The organism is Longimicrobium terrae (genome assembly GCF_014202995.1).
Classification (GTDB): Bacteria; Gemmatimonadota; Gemmatimonadetes; order Longimicrobiales; family Longimicrobiaceae; genus Longimicrobium; species Longimicrobium terrae.
In genome coordinates, this window is sequence record NZ_JACHIA010000002.1 from 340,736 (window position 1) to 366,565 (window position 25,830).

At 72.4% G+C, this 25,830-nt stretch carries 5 protein-coding genes; all 5 read left to right on the forward strand.

Annotated features, from left to right (window positions below; all coding sequences use genetic code 11):
• Positions 1-344 precede the first annotated feature (344 nt).
• On the forward strand, positions 345-629 hold the full coding sequence (groES, locus tag HNQ61_RS05115) for a co-chaperone GroES (RefSeq protein WP_170040373.1): 285 nt from the start codon (positions 345-347) through the stop codon (positions 627-629).
• 69 nt (positions 630-698) lie between these two features.
• Positions 699-2,339, forward strand: coding sequence for a chaperonin GroEL (groL, locus tag HNQ61_RS05120; RefSeq protein WP_170037704.1), 1,641 nt, complete (start codon positions 699-701; stop codon positions 2,337-2,339).
• A 1,675-nt stretch (positions 2,340-4,014) separates the two neighbouring features.
• Positions 4,015-5,547, forward strand: coding sequence for a serine hydroxymethyltransferase (locus HNQ61_RS05125; protein WP_205761913.1), 1,533 nt, complete (start codon positions 4,015-4,017; stop codon positions 5,545-5,547).
• Positions 5,544-14,567 (forward strand): non-ribosomal peptide synthetase, encoded by a 9,024-nt coding sequence (locus tag HNQ61_RS05130; RefSeq protein WP_170037702.1) that lies wholly within the window; start codon positions 5,544-5,546, stop codon positions 14,565-14,567. The genes HNQ61_RS05125 and HNQ61_RS05130 overlap by 4 nt, the downstream gene beginning before the upstream one ends.
• Positions 14,564-25,777, forward strand: coding sequence for a non-ribosomal peptide synthetase (locus tag HNQ61_RS05135; RefSeq protein WP_170037700.1), 11,214 nt, complete (start codon positions 14,564-14,566; stop codon positions 25,775-25,777). The genes HNQ61_RS05130 and HNQ61_RS05135 overlap by 4 nt, the downstream gene beginning before the upstream one ends.
• Positions 25,778-25,830: the final 53 nt, after the last annotated feature.

Genomic DNA, 25,830 nt, shown 5'->3' on the forward strand with positions numbered 1-25,830 from the left:
ACTCTGCTGACTCTGTGTGATGCCCATCCGTTGCTGTTCCCCGCGACCTCCGCGACCCCCGCGACCTCCGCGTGAGGGCCGTTCACGGACTCTGCCGCCCACGACAGACCGCCTGCCGCTCCGGCACACAATCCGTCAACAAGGCAGAAAAATTCAGGTACGACGGCTGCATTCGCGCCGCCCCGTATCCGCCGCGCCGTGCGGCTGAGCGCATCGCCGGCGCTTGACATCGGCCGGCGAACGCGTATGTTGACGCCTGTCGTTAGCACTCGACGGACTTGAGTGCTAACAAGCTTCACCCAAACTCATCCAATGGAGGGTTACTGATGGCTACCGCGACCGACATCAAGGTCAAGCCGCTGGCAGACCGCGTCGTCATCAAGGCGCTCGAGGAGAGCGAGCAGATGCGTGGCGGGCTGTACATCCCGGACACCGCCAAGGAAAAGCCCCAGCAGGGCGAAGTGGTCGCCGTGGGCAACGGCCGCATTGAAGACGGCAAGCGCGTCGACATGGAGCTCAAGGTGGGCGACAAGGTGCTGTATGGTAAGTACAGCGGCACCGAAGTCACCGTCGAGGGCGAGCAGTACCTGATCCTGCGTGAGTCCGACGTTCTGGCCGTGGTCGGCTGAAGCCGTCCGTACCGCCTGTCCGTGCTACTGAACGACTTTTCCTAACCTGCAGATAAAAGGAACGAACGCATGGCTGCCAAAGAGCTTACGTTCAACACCGATGCGCGCGCCTCGCTGAAGCGCGGTATCGACAAGCTGGCCGAAGCCGTCAAGGTCACGCTCGGCCCCAAGGGCCGCAACGTGGTCATCGACCGCAAGTTCGGCTCGCCGCTGATCACCAAGGACGGCGTGTCCGTCGCCAAGGAGATCGAGCTCGAGGACGCGATTGAGAACATGGGCGCGCAGATGGTGAAGGAAGTCGCGACCAAGACCAGCGACCTGGCCGGCGACGGCACCACCACCGCCACCGTGCTTGCCCAGGCCATCTTCCGCGAAGGCCTCAAGAACGTGACGGCCGGCGCCAACCCGATGTCGCTCAAGCGCGGCATCGACAAGGCCGTGGAAGCCGTGATCGCCGAGCTCAAGAGCATCTCGGTTGAGACGGCCGGCAAGAAGGAAATCGCCCAGGTCGGAACCATCTCGGCCAACAGCGACGAAGAAATCGGCAACCTGATTGCCGACGCGATGGAAAAGGTCGGCAAGGACGGCGTGATCACGGTGGAAGAGGCCAAGGGCCTCGAGACCACGCTGGAGACCGTCGAGGGCATGCAGTTTGACCGCGGCTACGTGTCGCCGTACTTCGTGACCGACCCGGACCGCATGGAAGCCGTCCTCGAGGATGCGCTGATCCTGATCCACGACAAGAAGGTCAGCACCATGAAGGACCTTCTGCCGATCCTGGAAAAGGTCGCGCAGATGGGCCGTCCGCTGATGATCATCGCCGAGGACGTGGAGGCCGAGGCCCTCGCGACGCTCGTCGTCAACAAGCTGCGCGGCACCCTGCGCGTGGCCGCGGTCAAGGCCCCCGGCTTTGGCGACCGCCGCAAGGCCATGCTGCAGGACATCGCGATCCTGACGGGCGGCCAGCTGATCACCGAGGAAGTCGGCTTCAAGCTGGAGAACGCGGTCGTCAGCGACCTGGGCCGCGCCAAGCGCGTCGTGATCGACAAGGACAACACCACGATCATCGACGGCGCTGGCGAGACCGAGACCATCAAGGGCCGGATCGCCGAGATCCGCAACGCGATGGACAAGACCACCTCGGACTACGACCGCGAGAAGCTGCAGGAGCGCCTGGCCAAGCTGGCCGGCGGTGTTGCGGTGATTCACGTGGGCGCGGCCACCGAGACGGCCATGAAGGAAAAGAAGGCCCGCGTCGAGGACGCCCTGCACGCCACGCGCGCGGCGGTGGAAGAGGGCATCGTCCCCGGCGGCGGCGTAGCGCTTCTGCGTGCGCAGGTCGGCCTGAAGTCGCTTCAGCTGGACGACGCGGACGAGAACATCGGCGTTCGCATCATCGAGCGCGCGCTGGAGGAGCCGATCCGCCAGATCGCGACCAACGCCGGCGTCGAAGGCAGCATCGTCGTGGCCAACGTGCGCGGCAACAGCAGCGCTTCGTACGGCTACAACGCCCGCACGGACGAGTACGAGGACCTGGTGCAGGCCGGCGTCATCGACCCCACCAAGGTGACGCGCACCGCGCTGCAGAACGCGGCCAGCATCGCCGGGCTGCTGCTGACCACCGAGGCGGTGATCACGGAGAAGCCGGAGCCCAAGGGCTCGGCGCCGTCGATGCCGGGCGGCGGCGGCGGCATGGACGGAATGTACTAAGCCCTCGCGGCTTGGTAGATCGTCCGGAGTGATGACCGGCGGAGGGCCCTCGTGGCTCTCCGCCGGTCTCTTTTTGCGGCACGTGTGAGTGTTTCACGCGGGGGGACGCGAGGGTGGCGGAGGTACGCGGGGCTTTTTGTGGGGTGCAGGGTCCGACCCGCCATTCCGGGCGGCGGCTGCCTGGACGAACGTGCGGACTCACGTACCGGCGCCAGCTGGAGCGGCGCCATGGCCCACGATGGGCGGGCTGCGGGCTGTGCCGCCATCAGCAGCCCGACTCCCGCGATGACATACGTGAGCATGTACGGTTGCCACCGCGTCTGATCGAGCCCCGCCCACAGCGCGGTGATCGCCAATACCACGGCAATGGGCCGATCCGGCCGGATGGAAAGCCCCCGCGTCGCGAGTGCACTGGCCGCGAGCGCGAGGACCGCCGCCCAGAACAGCAGTTGCGCCAGCGGCTCGGGAGGCTGCGGCAGGCCGGGAATGACCGGGACGTGCGGATAGTCCCGCGCCGTAAGCCAGAGCGGCCGCGAGATGAGCAGCGTGGCTCCAAAGCTGGCGGCCCATGCGGCGCGCAGCACGCGCCCGGTTTGGGCGGCGTGTGGAGCGCGGGGCTCGGGAGCGGGCGTTCGGGCGCCCTGACGCCGCTGGGCTCGAGTCGGCACGGAACGGTTCGTTGCTGGAAGTGGCCGCGCCTGGTGCACACGGCCGGCGCTCTGGTCGACCGGCACGTAGCCCGGTGTCGTCGGCAGCGAAACCGCGGGACGCATGGTTTGCTGCGAGGCTAGGACCGGCAGTGGCGTGCGCGTGCGGCGGATGATGGCCTCCATCCTATCCGAACGCCGTCTCCGGCCGCCAGTGCCCGGTGCGGATCATGAGATTCCGGGCCGGCGGGCGTGTGGAAGCGGGGGCGGGAAGCGTCCGGCTCGGCGGGTGGCCTGAAGCGGAGACCGGCGGAGTGCACGCGCTACCTGCCGGTCTCTTTGCGCCATGGAAGGCGCTCTGCGGATCATCCGTGATACACGCCGATGTCCGTGGTGCCGCTCGGTTCCGCATGACTCCCATCCACGGAGATCGTCGCGGAAAAGGAGCGTTGAAGGGGGTGGACAATCGTCCTCTGCTACATTCCGATCCAAAGCGAAAACGGCAACTTCGCCCGGCGGCCTGTTGGGAGCGTGGGTAACCAGCCATTGGACCCAGAATGGCACTTGCCGGAAATCATCAGTTTGGATATTGTCGTGTTAGGAGGATAGGTCAGCTGCGAACGCACCGTACGGATCAATCCCGAATCCTCTGACCTCGTCTGCTACCGTTCTGTCTGGCATCGCGCGCCAGGCGACCGGTCCGGCGGGAACAACAGACGGTCGGTACGAGCGACCGGGCGTGTCATCACACCCGATCTGGCGCGCCTCCGCTCCTGTCTTTTCAGGACGGTTTCAAGGTTGATGGGCACCGGGGCGTCTTTTCTTCCCCGCCGCGTCTCGCCGTCCTGGGCCGTCTTCGGGCAGAGTAGCTGGCCGCGGATCGCATTCCGTCCCGGGGAGCGCCGGGCACCTGATCGATCCCGGTTGATCAGGGTGCGGGGCGGGGAACCGCGCCCGCATCGGCCAGCCGCCGTCACGCAGCGCCAGCGCAGTCCAGCAACGCCGTCCCACAACGATTCCGACGCCCAATGGCCGAGTCCATCGAGCAAGACGTTTCGGCATTATCCGACTCCCCGCCGGAAGGCGGACAGCATCCCGCGGCGTGGCCGTGGGGCGCGCCGGGCGGGGAGCCGCCGCAGGCGGGCGGCGGCGCGCTGGAAGCCACGGCGCTGCGCGGGATGGAGAGCCTGCGCACCGGCGACCCCGTGCTGTACGACCTGCTGGCCCGCGAGCACAGCCGCCAGGCGGAAACGCTGACCATGGTGGCCGCGTCCAGCATCGCCGACCCCGCGGTGCTGGCGTGCGAGGCCACGGCGCTCATCAACACCACCACCGAGGGCTACCCCGGCGCCCGCTTTCACGCCGGCTGCGGCGTGGTGGACGAGGTGGAGCGCATTGCCATCGACCGTGCGCGGCAGGTGTTCGGGGCGCGGTACGCGAACGTGCAGCCGCACTCCGGTACGTCCGCCAACCAGATCGTGATGTTCAGCCTGCTGCGCGCGGGCGACACGGTGATGGGGCTGGACCTGGACGCGGGCGGCCACCTTTCGCACGGATCGCGGGCCTCGGTGTCCGGCCGCTACTTCCACGCGGTGGGCTACGGCGTGAACCGCGCCGGCCGCATCGACATGGACGAGGTGCGCCGGGTGGCGATGGAGCACCGCCCGCGGCTGCTGATCGCGGGGGCGAGCGCGTATCCGCGGCGCATCGACTTCGCCGCCTTTCGCGCCATCGCCGACGAGGCGGGCGCCTGGCTGCTGGCGGACATCTCGCACATCGCCGGGCTGGTGGCGGCGGGCGAGCACCCCAGCCCCATCGACCACGCGCACTTCACCACCACCAGCACCTACAAGCAGCTGTGCGGCCCGCGCGGAGGGCTGGTGCTGATGGGGCGCGACCACGACGCGCCGGCGCCGGACGGGCGGGGAACCCTGTCGTCGCTCGTGCAGCGCGCGGCGTTCCCGTTCTTTCAGGGCACGCCCAGCCTGTCGTCCATCGCGGCCAAGGCCAGCGCGCTGGCGCGGGTGGCGTCGCCGGGGTTCCGCGAGGTGGCGCGGCGCATCGTGGCCGGCGCCGGCGCCCTGGCGCACGAACTCCGGGAGCGCGGCTACACCCTGGTTTCCGGCGGCACCGACAACCACATCGTCCTGGTGGACCTCGCCCCGCGCGGCCTGACCGGCGTGGTGGCCGAGCGCGCCTTGGAGGAGTGCGGGATCGTAGTGAACAAGAACCGCATTCCCGGCGACCCGCGCAGCGCCTTGGTCACCAGCGGCGTGCGCTTCGGCACCAACGGCCTGGCGGTGCGGGGGATGGGGCCGGAGCAGATGCCGCGCTGCGCGGACCTGGTGCACGCCGTCCTCTCCGCCGTGCGCCCGGTGGACGACTGCACCTACCGCCTGGATCCCGGAACGGTGGCGCAGGTGCGGCGTGAGGTGGCGGCGATCTGCGCGCGGCACCCCATCCCCGGATACGCGGTTCCCGCCGCTCCGCTCCCCGCGAACGCCGGCCGCATCACCGCCGCGCCCTTCCTCCCCTTTGCCGTCCCCGCGGAGCCCGCATGAAGGGCGTCGCCGCCATGAGCCCGTCCGCCGGACTCGCCGAACGTCCCGTGACGGTTTTCCCAGGGACGACCGGCGCGGCCCCGGCGCTGGCCGCGTTCGCCGTCGTCCTCGCCCAGCATCTCGGCGAGGACCGGGTGGATGTGGAGCTGCGCGCGCCCCGGAGGGATGGGATGCTGCGCGTGGACCTGTCCGCCAACCCCTCCGCGCTCGCCCTGGCGTCGGCGGCGGACGAGGCGCTGCGCGCGGTTTCCGTGGATGGGGACGGCGCGTTTCCGCTGGTCGCGATGCACGAGTCCGCGGCGGGAACTCTGGGCCTGCGGATGGATGGGGATGATCCGCTTTCCCTCACGTTGATGGCGGACGCGGCGGCGATCGACCGGCTTGCGGTGCGGATGGGCGAGCTGCTGGGCGAGATGGCCGCCGATTCCGCGCGCGGGGCGCTGGAGTGGTCGCCGCTGACGGCGGCGGAGCGGGAGGTGCGCGCGCGGTGGAACGCCACCGATGGGCCGCTTCCGCACGGCGTCTGCCTGCACGAGGCATTCGAGGCGCACGCGGACGCCGATCCGCGCGCCACGGCCGTGCTGTACGGCGACGAATCCATCAGCTACGGCGAACTGGAGGCGCGGGCCAACCGTCTGGCGCACCACCTTCGCCGCGCGGGCGTGGGGCCGGAGAGCCGCGTGGGGATCTGCGTGGAGCGCGGCCCGCGCGTCATCGAAGCCATCCTGGGAATCCTCAAGGCGGGCGGTGCCTACGTTCCGCTGGACCCCACCTATCCCGCCGAGCGGCTGGCCCGCATGGGCGCCACGGCGGGCGTGCGCGTGCTGGTGACGGAACTGGGCCCCGGCGCCGCCCTTGCCGCGGGGGGGGAAGCCGTCTTTCTGGACCGCGACGCCGCCGCCATCGCCTCGGAGGGCGACACGCGCCCCGTGTCCGGCGCCGGGCCGGAAAACCTGGCGTACGTGATCTTTACCTCCGGCTCCACCGGCGAGCCCAAGGGAATCGCGCTGGCGCACCGCGGGGTGATGAACAACCTGGCGGACCTGAACGGCCGGCACGGCGTGGGCCCCGCGGACCGCGTGCTCCTGCTCTCGTCGCTCAGCTTCGACATGAGCGTGTACGAGACGCTGGGGATTCTGGCGGCCGGTGGCGCCGTGGTCATCCCCCAGCCACACGAGCTGCGCGACCCCGCGGCGTGGGCCGCGCTCTGCCGCCGCCACGGCGTCACGCTGTGGAACTCCGCCCCCGCGCTGCTGGGCATGCTGTGCGAGTACGCCGAGGCGCATCCGGCGGATGCGCCTCGCGGGCTGCGGCTGGCCTTTCTGGGCGGCGACTGGGTTCCCGTGCCGCTGGTGGACCGGGTGCGGCGGTGGGCGCCGGAGATGCGCGACTTCATCGTCATGGGCGGGGCGACGGAAGCGTCCATCCACTCCATCATCTACCCCGTGGGGGAGGTGGACCCCGCCTGGCGCAGCATTCCGTACGGCGTGCCCATGGCCAACCAGCAGGCGCACGTGCTGGATGAGCACCTGCGCCCGGTCCCCGTTGGGACGGCGGGCGAGCTGTTCCTGGGCGGCATCGGGCTGGCGCGCGGCTACACGGGGCGCGCCGGGTTCACGGCGGAGCGCTTTCTTCCCGCGCCCGGCCAGGAGGGCGCGCGCATCTACCGCACCGGCGACCGCGCGCGGTACGGGGCGGACGGCACCATCGAGCTGCTGGGGCGCATCGACCACCAGGTGAAGATCCGCGGCTTCCGCATCGAGCCGGGGGAGGTGGAAGCCGCGCTGCGCCGCCATCCCTCCATCACCCGCGCGGTAGTCACGGCGCGCGCGGATGGCGGCGAGGCGCGGCTGGTGGCGTACCTGCTGCTGGCGGACGGCGCGGATGCGCCGGAGCCGCGCGACCTGCGCGCGCGGCTGGCGGAGACGCTTCCCGACTACATGGTGCCCTCCGCTTTCGTGGTGCTGGACCGGCTTCCGCTTTCGCCCAACGGCAAGGTGGACCGGCGGCAGCTTCCCGCGCCCCCGGCGGAGGCGGAGCGCGCGCCATGGGCAGCGCCGCGCACCCCGGCGGAGGCGGCGCTGGCGGCCATCTGGGGCGAGGTGCTGGGCGTGGCGCGCGTGGGTGCGCATGACGACTTCTTTGCGCTGGGCGGGCAGTCGCTGCAGGCCGCGCGCGCCCTGACGCGCATCCGCGAGGCGTTCGGGGCGGGGATGACGGTGCGCGCCCTGTTCGAGTCGCCCACGGTGGCGGAACTGGCCGCGCGGCTGGAATCGTCCTCCATCGACGAAGGGCCGGGCGAGCCGCCGCTGCCGCGCGCGGAGGGTGTGCTTCCCCTCTCGTTTGCGCAGGAGCGGCTGTGGTTTCTGGACCGCCTTCAGCCGGACAGCGCCTTTTACAACATCGCCACCGCGCTGCGGTTGTCCGGGCCGCTGCGTGTGGACGCGCTGGAGCGGGCGCTGGGCGAGATCGTTCGCCGGCACGAGCCGCTGCGCACGCGATTTCCCCTCGCCGGCGGCGCGCCGGTGCAGGAGGTGATGCTTTTCGCCGGGCTCCCGCTGGTCCTCCACTACGCCGGGCCGGGGGATGACGAGGCGGCGGCGAGGCGCTGGGCGGAGGCCGAGGCCGCGCGCCCGTTCGACCTGGCCGCGGGGCCGCCGTTCCGCGCCGCGCTCCTGCGGATGGCGGAGGGCGAGCACCTGCTGCTGCTCACCATGCACCACGCTGTGGGCGACGGGTGGAGCACGGGCGTGCTGTTTCGCGAACTGGCCACGCTGTACGACGCCTTTTGCGACGGGCGGCCGTCTCCGCTGGCGGAGCCGGCGGCGCGCTACGCGGACTACGCGGTGTGGCAGCGCCAGCAACTGCGCGGCCCGGCGGTGGAGCGTCAGCTGGCGTACTGGCGCGAGCGGCTGGCCGGGGTGCCGGAGCGGATGGAGATCGCCACGGACCATCCCCGTCCCGCCGCGCAGAGCTACCGCGGCGGCCGCGCGTGGATGGACCTGCCGCCGGAACTCGCGGACGCGCTCCAGGCGCTGGCGCGGCGCGAGGGCGTGTCGCTGTACATGGTGCTGCTGGGCGCGTTTCAGCTACTGCTCAGCCGCCGCGGCGCGGGGCCCGACGTCGTGGTGGGGAGCCCGGTGGCGGGGCGCACGCGCCGCGAGACGGAGGAGATGATCGGCTTCTTCGCCAACACGCTGGCGCTGCGTACCGACCTGTCCGGCGACCCGGGCTTCGGCGAGGTGCTGCGCCGCGTGCGCACCGCGGCGCTGGGCGCATTCGAGCACCAGGACGTGCCCTTTGAGCGGCTGGTGGAGGAACTGCGGCCGGAGCGCTCGCTGGGGCATGCGCCGCTGGTGCAGGTGCTGTTCGCGCTCCAGGACAACGACCGCGCCCCCGCGCTCGCCGGGCTGCGCGTGCGCGAGGTGGAGGTGGACCTGGGGACGACGCGCTCGGACCTGGTGCTGCAGATCGCACCTCGGGATGGAGCGCTGCGCTGCGAGATGGAATACGCGCTGGACCTGTTCCGCCCCGCCACGGCCGCGCGCATGCTGCGGCAGCTGCGGCGCGTGCTGGAGCAGGTGGCGGCCGATGCCTCGCTTGCCGTCTCACGCATCGAGCTGATGGACGCGGCGGAGCGGCGCGCGGTAGTCGCGGATGTGAACCCGGTTCCGGCGGAGTATCCCCGCGACGCCGGAATCCCGGCGCTGTTCGCGGCCCGCGCGGCCGCCGCGCCGGACGCGCTGGCTGTGCGCTCTGGCGCGGAGTCGCTGGCGTACGGCGAGCTGGACGCGCGCGCCAACCGGCTGGCGCGGCATCTGGCCGGGCTGGGTGTGGGGACGGAAACGCGCGTGGGCATCTGCCTGGAGCGCGGCGCGGAGATGGTGGTCGCCATGCTGGCCGTGCTCAAGGCGGGCGGCGCGTACGTGCCGCTGGACCCCGGCTATCCCGCGGAGCGCCTCGCCTTCATGCTGGCGGACGCGGGGGTGGGCGCGCTGGTGACGCGCGACGGGCTGCGCGCCTCCGTCCCCGTCGACGGAGAGATTCCCGTCGTGTGCGTGGATGGGGACCGGGACCGCATCGGCGCGGAAAGCGCGGCGCCGGTGGAAAGCGGGGCGGGGGCGGGGGATCTGGCGTACGTCATCTACACTTCCGGCAGCACGGGAACGCCGCGGGGCGTGGCGGTGGAGCACCGCGGCGTGGTGCGGCTGGTGCGCGGCACCGACTACGTCAGTCTGGCGCCGGATGACCGGATGGGACACGCCAGCAACGTGTCGTTCGACGCGGCGACGTTTGAGGTCTGGGGCGCGCTGCTGAACGGCGCGGCGCTCGTCGTTCTGGGGAATGACGAGGTGCTCGCCCCCGCGCGGCTGGCGGCCGCAGTGGCGGAGCGGGGGATCACCACGATGTTCCTGACGGCCGCGCTCTTCAACCAGGTGGCGCGCGAGCTTCCCGGCGCATTCCGCCCGATGCGCACGCTGCTGGTGGGCGGGGAGGCGCTGGACGCCGCGTCGGTGCGGCGCGTGCTGCGCGCCGGCGGTCCCGCGCGGCTCCTGAACGGGTATGGCCCCACGGAGTGCACCACCTTCAGCACCTGGCACCACGTGGATGCCGTGGGTGAGGATGCGCGCACGGTACCCATCGGCCGGGCGATCGCGCACTCCACGGCGTACGTGCTGGATGGCGGCGCGCTGGCGCCTCCGGGCGTGCCCGGGGAGCTGTACCTGGGCGGTGACGGCGTGGCCCGCGGCTACCTGGGCCGCCCCGCGCTCACGGCGGAGAAGTTCGTCCCCGATCCGTTCTCCTCGCATCCCGGCGCGCGCCTGTACCGCACCGGCGACCGCGTCCGGTGGGTGGAAGCCGGGTCCGATCGATCGATGTCATCCGTCGCGTCAATCGAGTCCAGCGCATCCATCCCATCCATCGAAGCTCCTCCATCCACCGATTCCGTTGGATCAACGGCGTTCGTTGGATCGGCGGATTCCGGCGCATCGGACGAATCCAGCGCATCAACCAGATCCAGCGCATCAACCGGATTTAGTGCATCAACCGGATTTAGGGCATCCACCGGGTCCAGCGCATTGATCGAATCGACCGATGCTGTTGGATCGATGGAATCCGCCGTGTCGATCAGCTCTGTCTCGTCGGCGGAATCCGGCGATGGCGAAGCGGTGGACGGGCGCGGGCTGGTGCTAGAGTTCCTGGCCCGCGTGGACGGGCAGGTAAAGATCCGCGGCTTCCGCATCGAGCCGGGCGAGGTGGAGGCGGCGCTGCGCGGCCTGCCCGGCGTGGCGGACTGCACCGTGGCCGTGCGCGAGGACGTGCCCGGAGAGCGGCGTCTGGTGGCGTACGTCGTCGGCGCGGCGGACGCGGAGGCGCTGCGCACCGGACTCCGCCGCACGCTGCCGGAGTACATGGTGCCCTCCGCCTTTGTATCCATCGACGTCATCCCCCTGACGCCCAACGGCAAGGTGGATCGCGCCGCGCTCCCCGCGCCCGCGGCCGCGCCGGCGGACGGCTGGATTGCGCCCCGCACCCCGGCCGAAGAGGTGCTGGCGTCTATCTGGGCCGGCGTGCTGCGCGTGGACCGCGTGGGCGTGCGCGACAACTTCTTTGACCTGGGCGGCCACTCGCTTCTGGCCACGCGCGTCGTATCCCGCATCCGCGAAGTGTTCGGGGCGGAGGTGCCGGTGCGGGTGCTGTTCGAGGCGCCCACCCTCGCCGCGCTGGCGCAGCGGGTGGAGGAGGCACGCCGCGCGGAGCGTCCGCGGCGGGAGCCCATCGCCGCCCTGCCGCGGACGGGGCCCATGCCGCTTTCCGCCGCGCAGGAGCGGCTCTGGTTTCTGGACCGCATGCGCCCCGGGCTGGCGCTGTACAACGTTCCTCTCGCGGTGCGCCTGCACGGCCCGCTGCGCGTAGACGCGCTGGAGCACGCGCTGGGCGAGACCGTCCGCCGCCACGAAGTCCTGCGCACCACCTTCGCCGAGGTGGACGGATCGCCGGTGCAGCGCGCCGCTCCGTTCACCGGCTTCCGCCTCGCGGTGGAAGAGGCTGATGGAGACGCGGACGCGTGGATCGCCCGGCGCGCGGCGGAGGACGCGGAGGCGCCGTTCGACCTGGAGGCCGGGCCGCCGTTCCGCGCCACCCTGCTGCGCGTGTCGGCGGCCGACCACGTGCTGCTGCTGAACCTGCACCACATCGTCAGCGACGGGTGGAGCCTGGACGTGCTCTTCCGCGAACTGGCGGCCCTCTACGCGGGAACAGCGCCCGCCGCGCTCCCCGTGCAGTACGCGGACTTCGCGGCGTGGGAGCGGGCGCATCTGCGCGGCGAGGGGATGGATGCCGTGCTGGCGTGGTGGACGGAGCGGCTGGCCGGCGCCCCGCCGCTGCTGGCGCTGCCCACGGACCGCCCGCGCCCGGCGGTGCAGAGCTACCGGGGCGCGCGTGAGCCGTTCGCCCTTCCCGCGGACCTGGCGGATGGGCTGCGCGCGCTGGCGCGGGCCGAGGGCGCCACGCCGTACATGCTGCTGGTGGCGGCGTTCCAGGTGCTGCTGGCGCGCTACACGGGGAGCACCGACGTCGTGGTGGGCACCGCCGCCGCCGGCCGCACCCGCGCCGAAGTGGAGGGGCTGATCGGCCTGTTCGTCAACACGCTGGTGCTGCGGACGGACCTGTCCGGCGATCCGGAGTTCCGCGAGGCGCTGCGGCGCGTGCGCGAGGTGACGCTGGGCGCGTACGAGCACCAGGAGCTTCCATTCGACCGGCTGGTGGAGGCGCTGCAGCCGGAGCGCAGCCTGAGCTACGCCCCGCTCTTTCAGGTGATGGTGGTGCAGGAGGGCGACGGCGGCGGCGCGGCGCTGGACGGCCTGCGGGTGCAGCGGCTGGAAACCGACAACGGCACCAGCAAGTTCGATCTCACCCTCGCCGTGTCGGTGGAGGGGGACGGGGTGCACGGGGCGGTGGAGTACAGCACGGACCTGTTCGACCGCGGCACCATCCTGCGCATGATGGATCACCTGGCGAACGTGCTGCGGCAGGCGGTCTCCGATCCCGGGCTCCGGCTTTCCCAGCTGTCGCTGATCGATGACGAGGAGCGGCGGCGCGTGGTGGAGGAGTGGAACCGCACCGCGGCGCCGTACCCCGCGGACGCGTGCATCCACCAGCTGTTCGAGCGGCAGGCGGCGCGCACGCCGGACGCCGTGGCGGTGGTGTGCGAGGACGATTCGCTCACCTACGCGCAGCTGAACGCGCGCGCCAACCGCATCGCGCACCACCTGCGCGCGCTGGGCGCCGGGGCGGAGTCGCGGGTGGGCGTGTGCCTGCGCCGGGGGACGGAGATGGTGGCCGCTCTCCTCGGCGTGCTCAAGGCCGGCGCCGCGTACGTCCCGCTGGACCCCGCGTATCCGGTGGAGCGGCTTCGCTTTACGCTGGATGATGCGGGTGTGGCGATTCTTGTCACCCAGGAGGAACTGCGCGCCCTGCTCCCCGTGTCGAAAGGCATCGGGGTGGTGAGCCTGGACGGCGACGCGGCCCCGATCGCGGCCCGGCGCGACGACGATCTGCCGCACCCCGCGGGACCCGGCGGGCTGGCGTACCTGATCTACACCTCCGGAAGCACGGGCACGCCCAAGGGCGTCGCCATCGAACACCGCGCCGCCGTGGCGCTCCTGTCCTGGGCGGCCACCATCCACACCGGCGAGGAGCTGTCGGGGATGCTGGCGGCCACCTCCATCTGCTTCGACCTCTCCGTCTACGAACTGTTCCTGCCGCTCAGCCGCGGGGGGACGGTCATCATCACCGACAACGCGCTGGCACTTCCGCGCTCCGCCGCGGCGGAAAGGGTGCGGCTGATCAACACCGTTCCCTCCGCCATTTCGGCGCTGCTGGAAAGCGGCGGCATTCCCGCGGGGGTCACCACGGTGAACCTGGCCGGCGAACCGCTGCGCGCGGAGCTGGCGGATGCGCTGTACGCGGCCGGCATCCAGCGGGTCATCGACCTGTACGGCCCGTCGGAATCCACCACCTACAGCACGTGGATCCAGCGCGCCCCGGGCGGCCCCGCCACCATCGGCCGGCCGATCGCCAACACGCGGGCGTACGTGCTGGATGGGGCGATGCGGCCGGTGCCGGCGGGCGTGGTGGGCGAGCTGTATCTGGCCGGTCACGGGCTGGCGCGCGGCTACCTTGGACGCCCGGGGATGACGGCGGACCGCTTCGTCCCCGATCCGTTCTCCACAGGGCCGGGCGGGCGGATGTACCGCACCGGCGACCGGGTGCGGTGGATGGCGGAAGGGACGCTGGAGTTCCTGGGCCGGGTGGACGGGCAGGTAAAGGTGCGCGGCTACCGCATCGAGCTGGGCGAGGTGGAGGCCGCCCTGCGCCGCCAGCCCGCGGTGGCGGACTGCGTGGTCGTGGTGCGCCCGGACGAGCGCGGCGAGCCGCGGCTGGCCGCGTACGTGGCGGGAACCGCGCGGCCTGACGAGGTGCGCGACGGCCTGCGGCGCGCACTGCCGGCGTACATGGTCCCGTCGTCCATCGTGTCGCTGGACCGGCTGCCGCTCACCCCCAGCGGCAAGGTGGACCGCGGCGCCCTCCCCGCGCCGGAGCACGCCCCGGCCGATGAGCCCTTCGTCGCGCCCGCGTCGCCGGTGGAAGAGGTGCTGGCGGGGATCTGTGCGGAGGTGCTGGGCCGCGAGCGGGTGGGGGTGCGCGACAACTTCTTCCGCATCGGCGGGCACTCGCTGCTGGCCATGCGCGTGGTGGCGCGCATCCGCGAGGTGCTGGACGGGGAAATCACCGTCGTCACCCTGTTTGAGAATCCCACGGTGGACGCCCTGGCCCGCGTGGTTTCCGCGCGCGCGGCGGTGGCTTCCGCTGCTGCGGCGGCGCCCGCGCCGGCGGCGTGGGGCGGGGATGCGGCCGCCAGCCCGCACGCGCTGATGGCCTCCATCGGCGGCCTGTCGGAGGAAGAGGTGGACCGCCTTCTGGCCGAAACGCTCGACGATCCGGACTTCGAATGACGCCGTCCTCCTCCTCCGCACCGGCACGTACGCTCCAGGAAAAGCAGGAGCTGCTCCGCAAGGCGATGGCCGCGCGGATGAACCGCACGCGCACCGCGCCCGCCTCCTTTGCGCAGGAGCGGCTGTGGGTGCTGGACCGCATGCAGGGTGCGGGCGCCGCCTACAATGTGCCGCTCGCCCTTCGCCTGCGCGGCGCGCTGAACGCGCCGGCGCTGGAGCGCGCGCTGGGCGAGGTGGTGCGCCGCCACGAGTCGCTGCGCACCACCCTGCGCGAGCAGGACGGCGCGCCGGTGCAGGTGATCGCCCCGTTCGCCGGTTTCACGCTCGCGGTGGACGACGTTTCCGCACTGGAAGCAGATGAGCGGGCGGCGCGGGCGGATGCGTGGATCTCGGAGGGCGCGCGCCAGCCGTTCGACCTGGGCGCCGGGCCGCTGTTCCGCGCGGCGCTGCTGCGGCTGCGCGGGGATGAGCACGTGCTGCTGCTGTGCATGCACCACGCGGTGACGGACGGATGGAGCCTGGGCCTGCTGCTGCGCGAGCTGACCGCCCTGTACGGCGCCTTTGCGGACGGGCAGCCGCCGCCGCTGGCGGAGCCCACGGCGCAGTACGCGGATCACGCGGTGCGGCAGCGCGACCGCATGCGCGGCGAGGCGCTGGAAGAGGGGCTGGCGTACTGGCGCGAGGCGCTGGGCGGCGCCCCAGCGCTGCTGGAACTGCCAGCGGACCATCCGCGCCCCGCGGTCCGCACCGCGGGCGGAGCCTCCGTCCCGCTGGCCGTCGATTCCGCGGCGGCGGAGCGGCTGGTGGCGCTAGCGGCTGGCGAGGGCGCCACGCTGCACATGGTGATGCTCGCCGCCTTTCAACTCCTTCTCGCCCGATACGCCGGCGTGGAGGACGTGGTCGTGGGCACGCCGGTGGCCGGGCGGACGGGACGCGAGACGGAGTCGCTGATCGGCTTTTTCGTCAACGCGGTGCCGGTGCGCACGGACCTCTCCGGCGATCCCACGTTTCGCGAACTGCTGCGGCGCGTGCGGGCGGCCACGCTCGGCGCGTACGCCCACGAAGAGATTCCCTTCGAGCGGCTGGTGGAGGAACTGCGGCCGGAGCGGTCGCTGAGCCACGCGCCGCTCTTTCAGGTGATGCTCACGCAGGGCGACGCGGACGCGGGTGACGTCGTCTTCCCGGGGCTGGACGCCGCGGTGATCCCGGTGCAGACGGGAACCAGCAAGTTCGATCTCACGCTCAGCTTTTCGGCGGGGCCGGCGGGGATCGGCGGGGCGCTGGAGTACAGCACTGACCTGTTCCGCCGCGACACGGCGCTGCGGATGGCGGATCACCTGGCGCGGCTGCTTGAGCGCGTGGCGGCCCAGCCGGACGCGCCGCTCTCCACCGTCGAGATGACGGGCGCGGAGGAGCGGCGCCTGGTGGTGGACGAGTGGAACCGCACCGCCGCGGCGTTCCCGGCGGACGCCTGCATCCACACGCTGATCGAGGCGCAGGCCGCGCGCACGCCGGACGCCGTGGCGGTGATCTTCGAGGACGATTCACTTACCTACGCGCAGCTGAACGCGCGCGCCAACCGCCTGGCCCGTCGGCTGGTGTCGATGGGCGTGGGTCCGGAGGCGCGCGTGGGGCTGTGCCTGGAGCGCAGCCTGGAGATGGTGGCCGGCATTCTGGCCGTCCTCAAGGCGGGAGGCGCGTACGTCCCGCTGGATCCCGGCTATCCCGCGGAGCGGCTGGCGGGCATGGTGGAGGATGCGGGCATCGGCCTGCTGCTGACCCAGTCCGCGCTCCTCGGCACCATCCCCGCCGCGCCGGGCGTCCGTGTGCTCTGCCTGGATGATGCGGCCGGCGCGATCAGTGGGGTCGATCAGCCCGGTGAGATTCATCGGATTGATGGCCTTCGTCGGACCGACGCCATCGGCCAGACAGGCGGGTTTGATCGGACGAAAGAGGTTGATCTGATCGATGAAAACAATCTGATCGATCAACGTCATCGCATCGACGGGGATGATCGGATTCGTGGGATCGACGGCACCGATCGGATCGATCAAAGCCGCTCCATCGATGAGGATGATCGAGCTGGCGCCATCGACGGGAGTGACGATCAGGAGAATCCGCGGAGCGGGGTGGGGCCGTCGAACGCGGCGTATGTCATCTACACCTCCGGGAGCACGGGGCGGCCCAAGGGCGTGGTGAACCAGCACGGCGCCGTCATCAACCGCCTCTGCTGGATGCAGGCGGAGTACGGCCTGGCCGCGCACGACGTGGTGCTGCAGAAGACGCCGTTCTCCTTTGACGTCTCCGTGTGGGAGTTCTTCTGGCCGCTGCAAAGGGGCGCGACGCTGGTCATCGCCCGCCCCGGCGGGCACCGCGATCCCGCGTACCTGCGCGACGAGATCCGGCGGCGCGGGGTGACCACGCTGCACTTCGTTCCCTCCATGCTGCCGCCGTTTCTGGAGGCGGCCGGCGCGGAGGACTGCCCCAGCCTGTCGCGCGTGGTGTGCAGCGGCGAGGCGCTTTCCGCGGAGTCCGTGGCGCGCTTCTACGAGCGGTTCCCGTCCGGCGCGCGTCTGCACAACCTGTACGGCCCCACCGAAGCCGCCGTAGACGTGAGCTTCTGGGCCTGCGCGCCGGGCGATTCGGTGGTGCCCATCGGGCGGCCGGTGTGGAACACGCGGCTGTACGTGCTGGACGCGGCGGGCCGTCCCGCGCCGGTGGGCGTGCCCGGCGAGCTGTTCATCGCCGGGGTGCAGGTGGCGCGCGGCTACCTGAACCGCCCCGCCCTGACCGCCGAGCGCTTCGTCCCCGACCCGTTTTCCGTCGATGCGGGTGCGCGCATGTACCGCACGGGCGACCGCGCACGATGGCGGGCGGACGGCGCGCTGGAGTACCTGGGCCGGCTGGACGCGCAGGTAAAGATCCGCGGCTTCCGCATCGAGTTGGGCGAGATTGAGTCCGTGCTGCGCCGCCACCCCGCCGTGCGCGACTGCGCCGTCGTGGTGCGCGAGGACGCACCGGGCGATCCCCGCATCACCGCCTACGTCGTCGGCGGCGCCGACCCCGCCGAACTGCGCGCGGAACTGCGGCGCACGCTGCCGGAGCACATGGTTCCCGCCGCGTTCGTCGCGCTGGACGCGCTTCCCCTGACGCCCAACGGCAAGCTGGACCGCCGCGCGCTCCCCGCGCCCGCCGACGCCCCGGCGGAAGCGGAGTACGCCGAGCCCTCCACGCCGGTGCAGCAGGTGCTGGCGGGGATCTGGGGCCAGGTGCTGCGCCGCGAGCGGGTGGGCGCGCGCGACGGCTTCTTTGCGCTGGGCGGGCACTCGCTCCTGGCCACGCGCGTCGTCTCCCGCGTTCGCGAGGTGTTCGGCGTGGAGCTGCCGCTGCGGGTGATGTTCGAGGCGCCCACCGTGGCCGGCGTCGCGGAGGTGATCGAGGGGATGCGCCGCGCGGCCCGTCCCGCCGTCCCGCCGGTGATTCCCGTGGCGCGCACGGGCCCGCTTCCGCTCTCGTTCGCGCAGGAGCGGCTCTGGTTTCTGGATCGTCTGGAGCCGGACAGCCCGCTGTACAACATCCCCGCCGCGCTCCGCCTCACCGGCCCGCTGAACGCCGCCGCGCTGGAGCGCGCGCTGGGCGAGGTGGTTCGCCGGCACGAGGCGCTGCGCACGGTCTTCGCCGAGGTGGAGGGCGTCGCCGCGCAGGTCATCACCCCGTTCACCTCCTTTTCGCTCGCGACCGAAGACGTTTCCGCGCTGGAGCCGGCGGAGCGCGAGGCCGCCGTGCGCCGCTTGGCCGCGGAAGACGCGGCGCGCCCGTTCCACCTCTCCCGCGGCCCGCTGTTCCGCGCCTCGCTCGTGAGGATGAGCGAGGGCGAGCACGTCCTGCTGCTCGCCATGCACCACGCGGTGAGCGACGGGTGGAGCACCGGCGTGCTGCTGCGCGAATTATCCGCCCTCTACGCCGCCTTCGCGCAGGGCGATGAACCCGCTCTTGCCCCGTCGCCGGTGCAGTACGCGGACTACGCAGTGTGGCAGCGCGAGCAGCTGCGCGGCGAGCTGCTGGAGGCGCAGTTGGCGTACTGGCGCGAGCGGCTGGCCGGCGCCCCGGCGCTGCTGGAGCTGCCGACGGACCACCCGCGCCCGGCCGTGCGCACGCACCGGGGCGCGCACGTTCCCGTGGCGCTTCCGCGCGAGCTGATGGACGCGCTGGAGGCGCTGGGTCGGCGCGAGGGCGCCACGCTGTACATGGTGGTGCTGGCGGCGTTTCAGCTTCTGCTTGCCCGGTATGCGGGGACGGAGGATGTCGTGGTCGGCAGCCCCATCGCCGGGCGCACGCGGCGCGAGGTGGAAGAGGTGATCGGCCTGTTCGTCAACACGCTCGCGCTGCGGACGGACCTGTCCGGCGACCCCACGTTCGCCCAGGCGCTGCGCGGGGTGCGCGAAACGATGCTCGGCGCGTACGAGCACCAGGAGCTGCCGTTTGAGAAGCTGGTGGCGGAGCTGCAGCCGGAGCGCAGCCTGAGCCACTCGCCGCTGGTGCAGGTGACCTTTTCCCTGGACGCCGCCACGCCGGACGACGCCGCGCTTCCTGGCATCACCGTCCGGGAACTGGAGATGGAAGGCGCCACCACCAAGTTCGATCTCAGCCTGTACCTGGCCGCGGGGGACGACGGGCTGCGCGGCGTGCTGGGCTACAGCACCGACCTGTTCCGCCCCGGCACCGTCGAACGGATGGCGGAGCACCTGCGCCGCGTGCTGGAGCAGGTGGCCGCGAACCCCGGGATGCGCCTTTCCGCGGTGGAGCTGCTGGCGGACGAGGAGCGCGGCCGCGTGCTACGCGAGTGGAGCGGCGCGGCAGTGGCGGCGCCCCCGGCGGCGGAGTGCGTGCACCACGCGTTTGAGGCACGGGCCGCGCGCACGCCGGATGCCGTCGCGGTGGAATCGGCGGATGGGCCGCTCACCTTCGCGGAGCTGAACGCGCGAGCCAACCGCCTGGCGCGGCGGCTGGTACGGCTGGGTGCGGGGCCGGAGTCGCGGGTGGGGATCTGCGTGGAGCGCGGGCCGGAGCTGGTGACCGGCATCCTCGCCATCTTCAAGGCGGGCGCGGCGTACGTGCCGGTGGATCCGGAGGCGCCCGCGGAGCGCATGCAGGCGCTGCTCGCCGGGGCCGGCGCGGCGCTGGTGATCGCGGGCCGCGGCGCATCCATCCCCGCTGGCGTGGCGGCGGTGGACGCGGCGGAGACGGCGGACGAGGAGAGCGCGGCGGACCTGGGGGTGCGCGCCGGGCCGGACAACCTGGCGTACGTCATCTACACCTCCGGAAGCACCGGCGCGCCCAAGGGCGTGGCCGTGCCGCACCGGGCGCTGGCCAGCCACATGGCGTGGTTCAACCGCGACTTCGGCGTGGGCGCGGGGGACGTGGTGCTGCAGAAGACGCCCGCCGCCTTTGACGCCTCCGTGTGGGAGTTCTTTGCGCCGCTGCTGGCGGGCGGGCGGCTGGTGATGGGGCGCCCCGGCGTGGAGCGCGACCCGCGGGCGCTGGTTCGCGAGGTCCGCGCGCGCGGCGTCACCCTGCTGCAGCTGGTGCCCTCCCTGTTCCGCGTGCTGCTGGATGAGCCGGAACTGGCGGCCTGCACGTCGCTGCGCCTGGTGTTCTGCGGCGGCGAGGCGCTCCCCGGCGAGCTGTGTGCCCGACTGGCGGAGGTGCTTCCCGCCGCGCGGCTGGTGAACCTGTACGGCCCCACGGAGTGCTGCATCGACAGCGCCACGCACCGGTGCGGCGCGGAGGACGCGCGCGCGGGCACCGTGCCGCTCGGCGCGCCGGCGCCGGGCACGACGTCGTACGTGCTGGACGATGGTCTGCGCCCGCTCCCCGCCGGCGTGCCGGGCGAGCTGTGCATCGGCGGGGTGCAGGTGGCGCGCGGCTACCTGGGGCGCCCGGGGATGACGGCGGAGCGCTTTGTCCCCGATCCGTTTTCGGCCGATGGCGGTGCGCGCATGTACCGCTCCGGCGACCGCGCGCGCTGGCGGGCAGACGGCGTGCTGGAGTACCTGGGCCGGCTGGACGCGCAGGTAAAGATCCGCGGAATGCGCGTGGAGCCGGGCGAGCTGGACGCGGCGCTGCGCCGCATCTCCTCCGTACGCGACTGCGCCGTGATCGCCCGCCGGGACGCGCCGGGAGAGGTGCGGCTGGTGGCCTACGTCGTGGGCCCCGCCGACCCCGCCGGGCTGCGGGCAGAGCTGCGGCGCACGCTCCCCGAGGCCCTGATCCCCTCCGCCTTCGTCATCCTCGCCCAACTGCCGCTGACGCCCAACGGCAAGCTGGACCGCCGCGCCCTTCCCGCGCCGGAGTACGCGTCCGCGGCGGAGTACGTGGCGCCCGCCACCGCCATCGAACACACGCTGGCGGAGGTGTGGGGAGAGGTGCTGCGGCGGGAGCGCGTGGGCGTGCGGCAGAACTTCTTTGAGCTGGGCGGCGACAGCATCCTGTCCATTCAGGTCGTGGCCCGCGCCCGCCGCGCCGGGGTGGAGATCACCCCGCGGCAGATGTTCGAGTACCAGACCATCGCCGAACTGGCCTCCGTGGCGGTGCGCGCGGAGACGACGGTCGTCGCGGCTCATCTCCGTCCCGATGGCCGCGTGCCGCTGACGCCGGTGCAGCAGTGGTTTCTGGAGCAGGAGCAGCCCGCGCCCGGGCACCACAACCAGTCCATGCTGCTGCGGGTGGATGACGCGCTGCGCGCGGACACCCTGCGCGCCGCGCTGGACGCGGTGCTGGAGCACCACGACGCGCTGCGGCTCCGCTTCCGCCGGACGGCGGAGGGATGGGAACAGGCGCACGCCGCGCACGCGGGGATTTCGCTGGAACGGGTGGATTTGTCCGCGCTCCCCGCCGCGGACCGCGACCGCGCGCAGGACGAGGCCGCGCAGACCCGTCAGGCCGCGCTCGACCTGGAGCACGGACCGCTGGGGCGCGCCGTCCTCATCGACCGCGGGGAAGAAGGCCGCGTCCTGCTCCTCATCCTCCATCACCTGGTGGTGGACGGAGTTTCGTGGCGCATCCTGCGCGAGGATCTGGAGCGCGCCTGCGCCCGGCTGGAGGCCGGCGAAGCGGTGGATCTGCCGCCGCGCGGCACCTCGTTCCGCGACTGGTCGCACGCGCTGCGGGCGTACGCGCAGGGCGGTGAACTGGCCGCGGAGGCGGAGTTCTGGCGGGCGCAGGGCGCGGACGGCGTGGCGCCGGTCCCGGGGGACGGCGCGGGCGAGCCGGGCGTGCACACGCTGGTCATTCACCTGGAAGAGGAGGAGACGGCCGCGCTGCTGCGCGAGGTGCCCGCCGCCTATCGCACGCAGATCAACGACGTGCTCCTCTGCGCGCTGGCGGACGCCGTCCAGGCGTGGACCGGAAGCCCGCGGCTGCGCATCGCGCTGGAAGGGCACGGGCGGGAAGAGGAGATCGGCGCCGGGATCGACCTCACCCGCACGGTGGGGTGGTTCACCAGCATCTACCCCCTCGTCCTGGACCTGGCGGGCGCGGACGGACCCGGCGCCCGGCTGATGTCCGTCAAGGAGCAGCTGCGCGCCGTTCCGCGACGGGGAATCGGCTACAGCGTGCTGCGCGCCTTTGCACCGGACCCGGCGATGCGGGCGGAGCTGCGCGCCCAGCCGGAGCCCGGCATCGCCTTCAACTACCTGGGCCAGTTCGATCACGGGCTGGCGCTGGCCGAGCGCTTCCGCTTTGAGGACGGCCCCCGCGGCCGCGACCAGGCGGAGGCCAACCGCCGCCCGTTCGCCATCGAGGTCAACGGCGCCATCGACGGCGGCTGTCTGCGGCTGGCGTGGACGTACGACGGAGCGACGCATTCCCCGGACACCATCGCGCGGGTCGCGGACGGGTACCTCCGCGCGCTGCGCGGCCTGATCGGGCACTGCCGGGCGGCGGGCGCGGGCGGGTGCACGCCGTCGGACTTTCCGCTGGCGGCGCTGACGCAGGCGGAGCTGGAGACGGCCGTCGCGGGCGCGGCGGGGGTGGAGGACCTGTATCCGCTTTCCCCGCTTCAGGATGGGCTGCTCTTTCACGCGCTGTACGAGGGCGGGGCGCAAGCGTACCAGGTGCAGCTCGCCCATCTGCTGCAAGGCCGTCTGGACGCGGATCTCCTCCGCCGCGCCTGGGCCGAGGTGGCGGGCCGGCACGCCGTGCTGCGCACCTCCTTTGTGTGGCAGGGGCTGGAGCGGCCGCTGCAGCGGGTGCACGCCGCCGCGGAGCTGCCGTGGACGACCGGGGACTGGCGCTCCCTGTCCCCCACCGAGCGGGAGGCGGCGCTGGACCGTCACCTGGCGGATGACCGCGCGCGCGGCTTTGACCTGCACCGCGCGCCGTTGCTGCGCTGCGCCCTGTTCCGCGTGGAGGATGATGCGCACTGGATGGTGCTAAGCCAGCACCACCTGCTGATGGACGGCTGGTCGTCCGCGCTGGTGCTGGATGAAGTGCTGCAGCTGTACGCGGGGTGGCGGGCGGGCGGGGCGGTGCAGCGCAGGCGCGCGCGCCCGTACCGCGACTACATCGCGTGGCTGCGCGGGCGCGACCACGCGGCTGCGGAACGCTACTGGACGGAGGTGCTGGCGGGCTTTGGCGCGCCCACGCCGCTGGGGGTGGACCGCCCGGCCGGCCCGGATTCCGGCCTTCGCCACGCGCGGCGGCAGCTGCTGCTGGCCCCCGTGCGCACGCGGCGGGTGGAAGAGGCCGCCCGCGCGGGGCGCGTCACGCTCAACACCATGCTCCAGGGCGCGTGGGCGCTACTCCTGTCACGGCTGGGCGGGGTTCGCGACGTGGTGTTCGGATCCATCGTTTCCGGCCGTCCGGCGGAGCTGGAGGGGGTGGAGCAGATGGTGGGGCTGTTCATCAACACCCTTCCCGTACGGGTGCGGGTGGATGGGGATGCGCGTGCCGGCGCGTGGCTGATCGGGCTGCAGCGCGCCCAGGCCGGCGCGCGCGAGCACGAGCATGCGCCGCTGGCCCGGGTGCAGGGGTGGAGCGAGGTGCCACGCGGCACGCCGCTCTTCGAGAGCCTGTACGTGTTCGAGAACTACCCCGGCGGCGAGGAGGGCGAGGCGGAGCTGCGCATCACCGACTCGCGCGCGGTGGAGTGGACCAGCTACCCGCTCACCCTGGCCGCCGCGCCCGGCCCGGAGCTGCTGCTGAGTGTGGGCTACGATGAAAGCCGCTTCGACGCGGGGACCATCGACCGGCTGCTGGAGCAGCTGGCCCGCGTGCTGGACCAGCTGGCGGACGACCCGGACCGCCGCCTGGGCAGCGTGGCGCTGGCGGATGAGGCGGAGCGGGAGACGATGGTGCACGCGTGGAACCGGACCGAGCGGCCGTATCCGCGCAACGTCTGCATCCACGAGCTGTTCGAGTCGATGGTCCGCGAGCGGCCGGACGCGCCCGCGCTGGCGTGGAACGATCTCCATCTCACCTACGCGGAACTGGATGCGCGGGCCAACCGGCTGGCGCACCACCTGGTCCGCCGCGGCGTGGGGCCGGAGTCGCGCGTGGGCGTGCTGCTGGAGCGCGGCGCGGAGCTCATCGTCTCCCTGCTCGCCATCCTCAAGGCGGGCGGGTGCTACGTCCCGCTGGACCCGGCGTATCCCGCGGAGCGTCTGGGGCTGATGCTGGCCGACGCGGGCGTGCGCGTCCTCCTCACGCGGCGCGGAGTGGCGGATGTGCCGGTGGTGGATGGGCTGGACGTCATCCACCTCGACACGATTGACGATGCGCTCGCGGCGGAGCGGGCGGACGCGCCCCGCGGCGGCGCGTCGGATGAGAGCCTGGCGTACATCGTCTACACCAGCGGGAGCACCGGAAAGCCCAAGGGCGTGATGGTGGCGCACCGGCACGTGGTGCAGCTCGTCCGCGAGACGGATTACGTGCAGCTCGCGCCCGGCGACCGCGTGGCGCAGGCCTCCAGCGCCAGCTTTGACGCGCTGACATTCGAGGCGTGGGGCGCGCTGCTGAACGGCGCCACGCTGGTGGGCATCGACCGCGAAATCCTCCTTTCCCCGCCCGCGCTGTACGCGTTACTGCGCGAGCAGCGGATCACCACGCTCTACCAGACGACGGCGCTGCTGAACCAGCTGTCGCGCGAGCTGCCGGACATCTTTGCCCCGCTGCGCCAGGTGCTGTTCGGCGGGCAGGCGGCGGACGCGGAGAGCGTGCGCCGCGTGGTGAAGCTGGGCCGGCCGCGGCGCCTGCTGCACATGTACGGGCCGACGGAAACGACCGCGTGGTGCTCATATGAGGACGTGCGCCACGTGGATGAGGACGCGCTCACCGTCAGCGTCGGCCGGCCCACGGGGAACCAGCGGATCTACGTGCTGGATGCGGATGGTCATCCCGCGCCCGCCGGGGTGCCGGGCGAGGCGTTCGTGGGCGGCGACGGCGTGGTGCGTGGCTACCTGGACCGCCCCGCGCTCACGGCGGAGCGCTTCGTCCCCGATCCCTTTGCGTCACAACCGGGCACGCGGATGTACCGCACCGGCGACCGCGTGCGCTGGACGGAGGGCGGCACGCTTGAGTTCGTGGGGCGGCTGGACGAGCAGGTAAAGATCCGCGGCTTCCGCATTGAGCCGGGCGAGGTGGAAAGCGTGCTCTGTGCCCATCCGGAGGTGGGCGAGGCGCGCGTCATCGTCCGCGAGGACCAGCCGGGGGAAAAGCGGCTGGTGGCGTACATAGTGGGCAAAGTGGACGCGGACGATCTGCGCGTCCACCTGCGCCGCGGGCTGCCGGAGTACATGGTGCCCGCCGCCTTTGTCATCCTCCCCCACCTGCCGCTGACACCCAACGGCAAGCTGGACGTCAGGTCGCTCCCCGTGCCGGAGCTGGCCGCGGAAGACCGGTACGTGGCGCCGCGCACGCCGGTGGAGGAGGCGCTGGCGGAGATCTGGGCGGAGGTGCTGGGGCTGGAGCGCGTGGGGGTGAACGACGACTTCTTCGTGCTGGGCGGCCACTCGCTGCTGGTGATTCGCGCGGTGTCGCGCATTCACGAGCTGTTCGGGTTCGAACTGCCGCTGCGCACCCTGTTCGACGCGCCCACCATCGCCGCCCTGGCGCGGCTGCTGGCTTCCGATCCGCGCTGGGCGGAGGGTGCCGCGCGGGTGGAGGCGCTCATGCTTCAGCTTCGCGAGATGACGGACGAATTGACCGCCTGACTTTGATGACCGGCGGCTCCGGCGGGGGCTGGAGCCGCACCATGGCGTTGATC

Excerpts from the sequence above, each read along its gene's own strand:
- groL (WP_170037704.1), top strand. The coding sequence starts at position 699 with ATGGCTGCCAAAGAGCTTACGTTCAACACCGATGCGCGCGCCTCGCTG.
- HNQ61_RS05125 (WP_205761913.1), top strand. The coding sequence starts at position 4,015 with ATGGCCGAGTCCATCGAGCAAGACGTTTCGGCATTATCCGACTCCCCG.
- HNQ61_RS05130 (WP_170037702.1), top strand. The coding sequence starts at position 5,544 with ATGAAGGGCGTCGCCGCCATGAGCCCGTCCGCCGGACTCGCCGAACGT.
- HNQ61_RS05135 (WP_170037700.1), top strand. The coding sequence starts at position 14,564 with ATGACGCCGTCCTCCTCCTCCGCACCGGCACGTACGCTCCAGGAAAAG.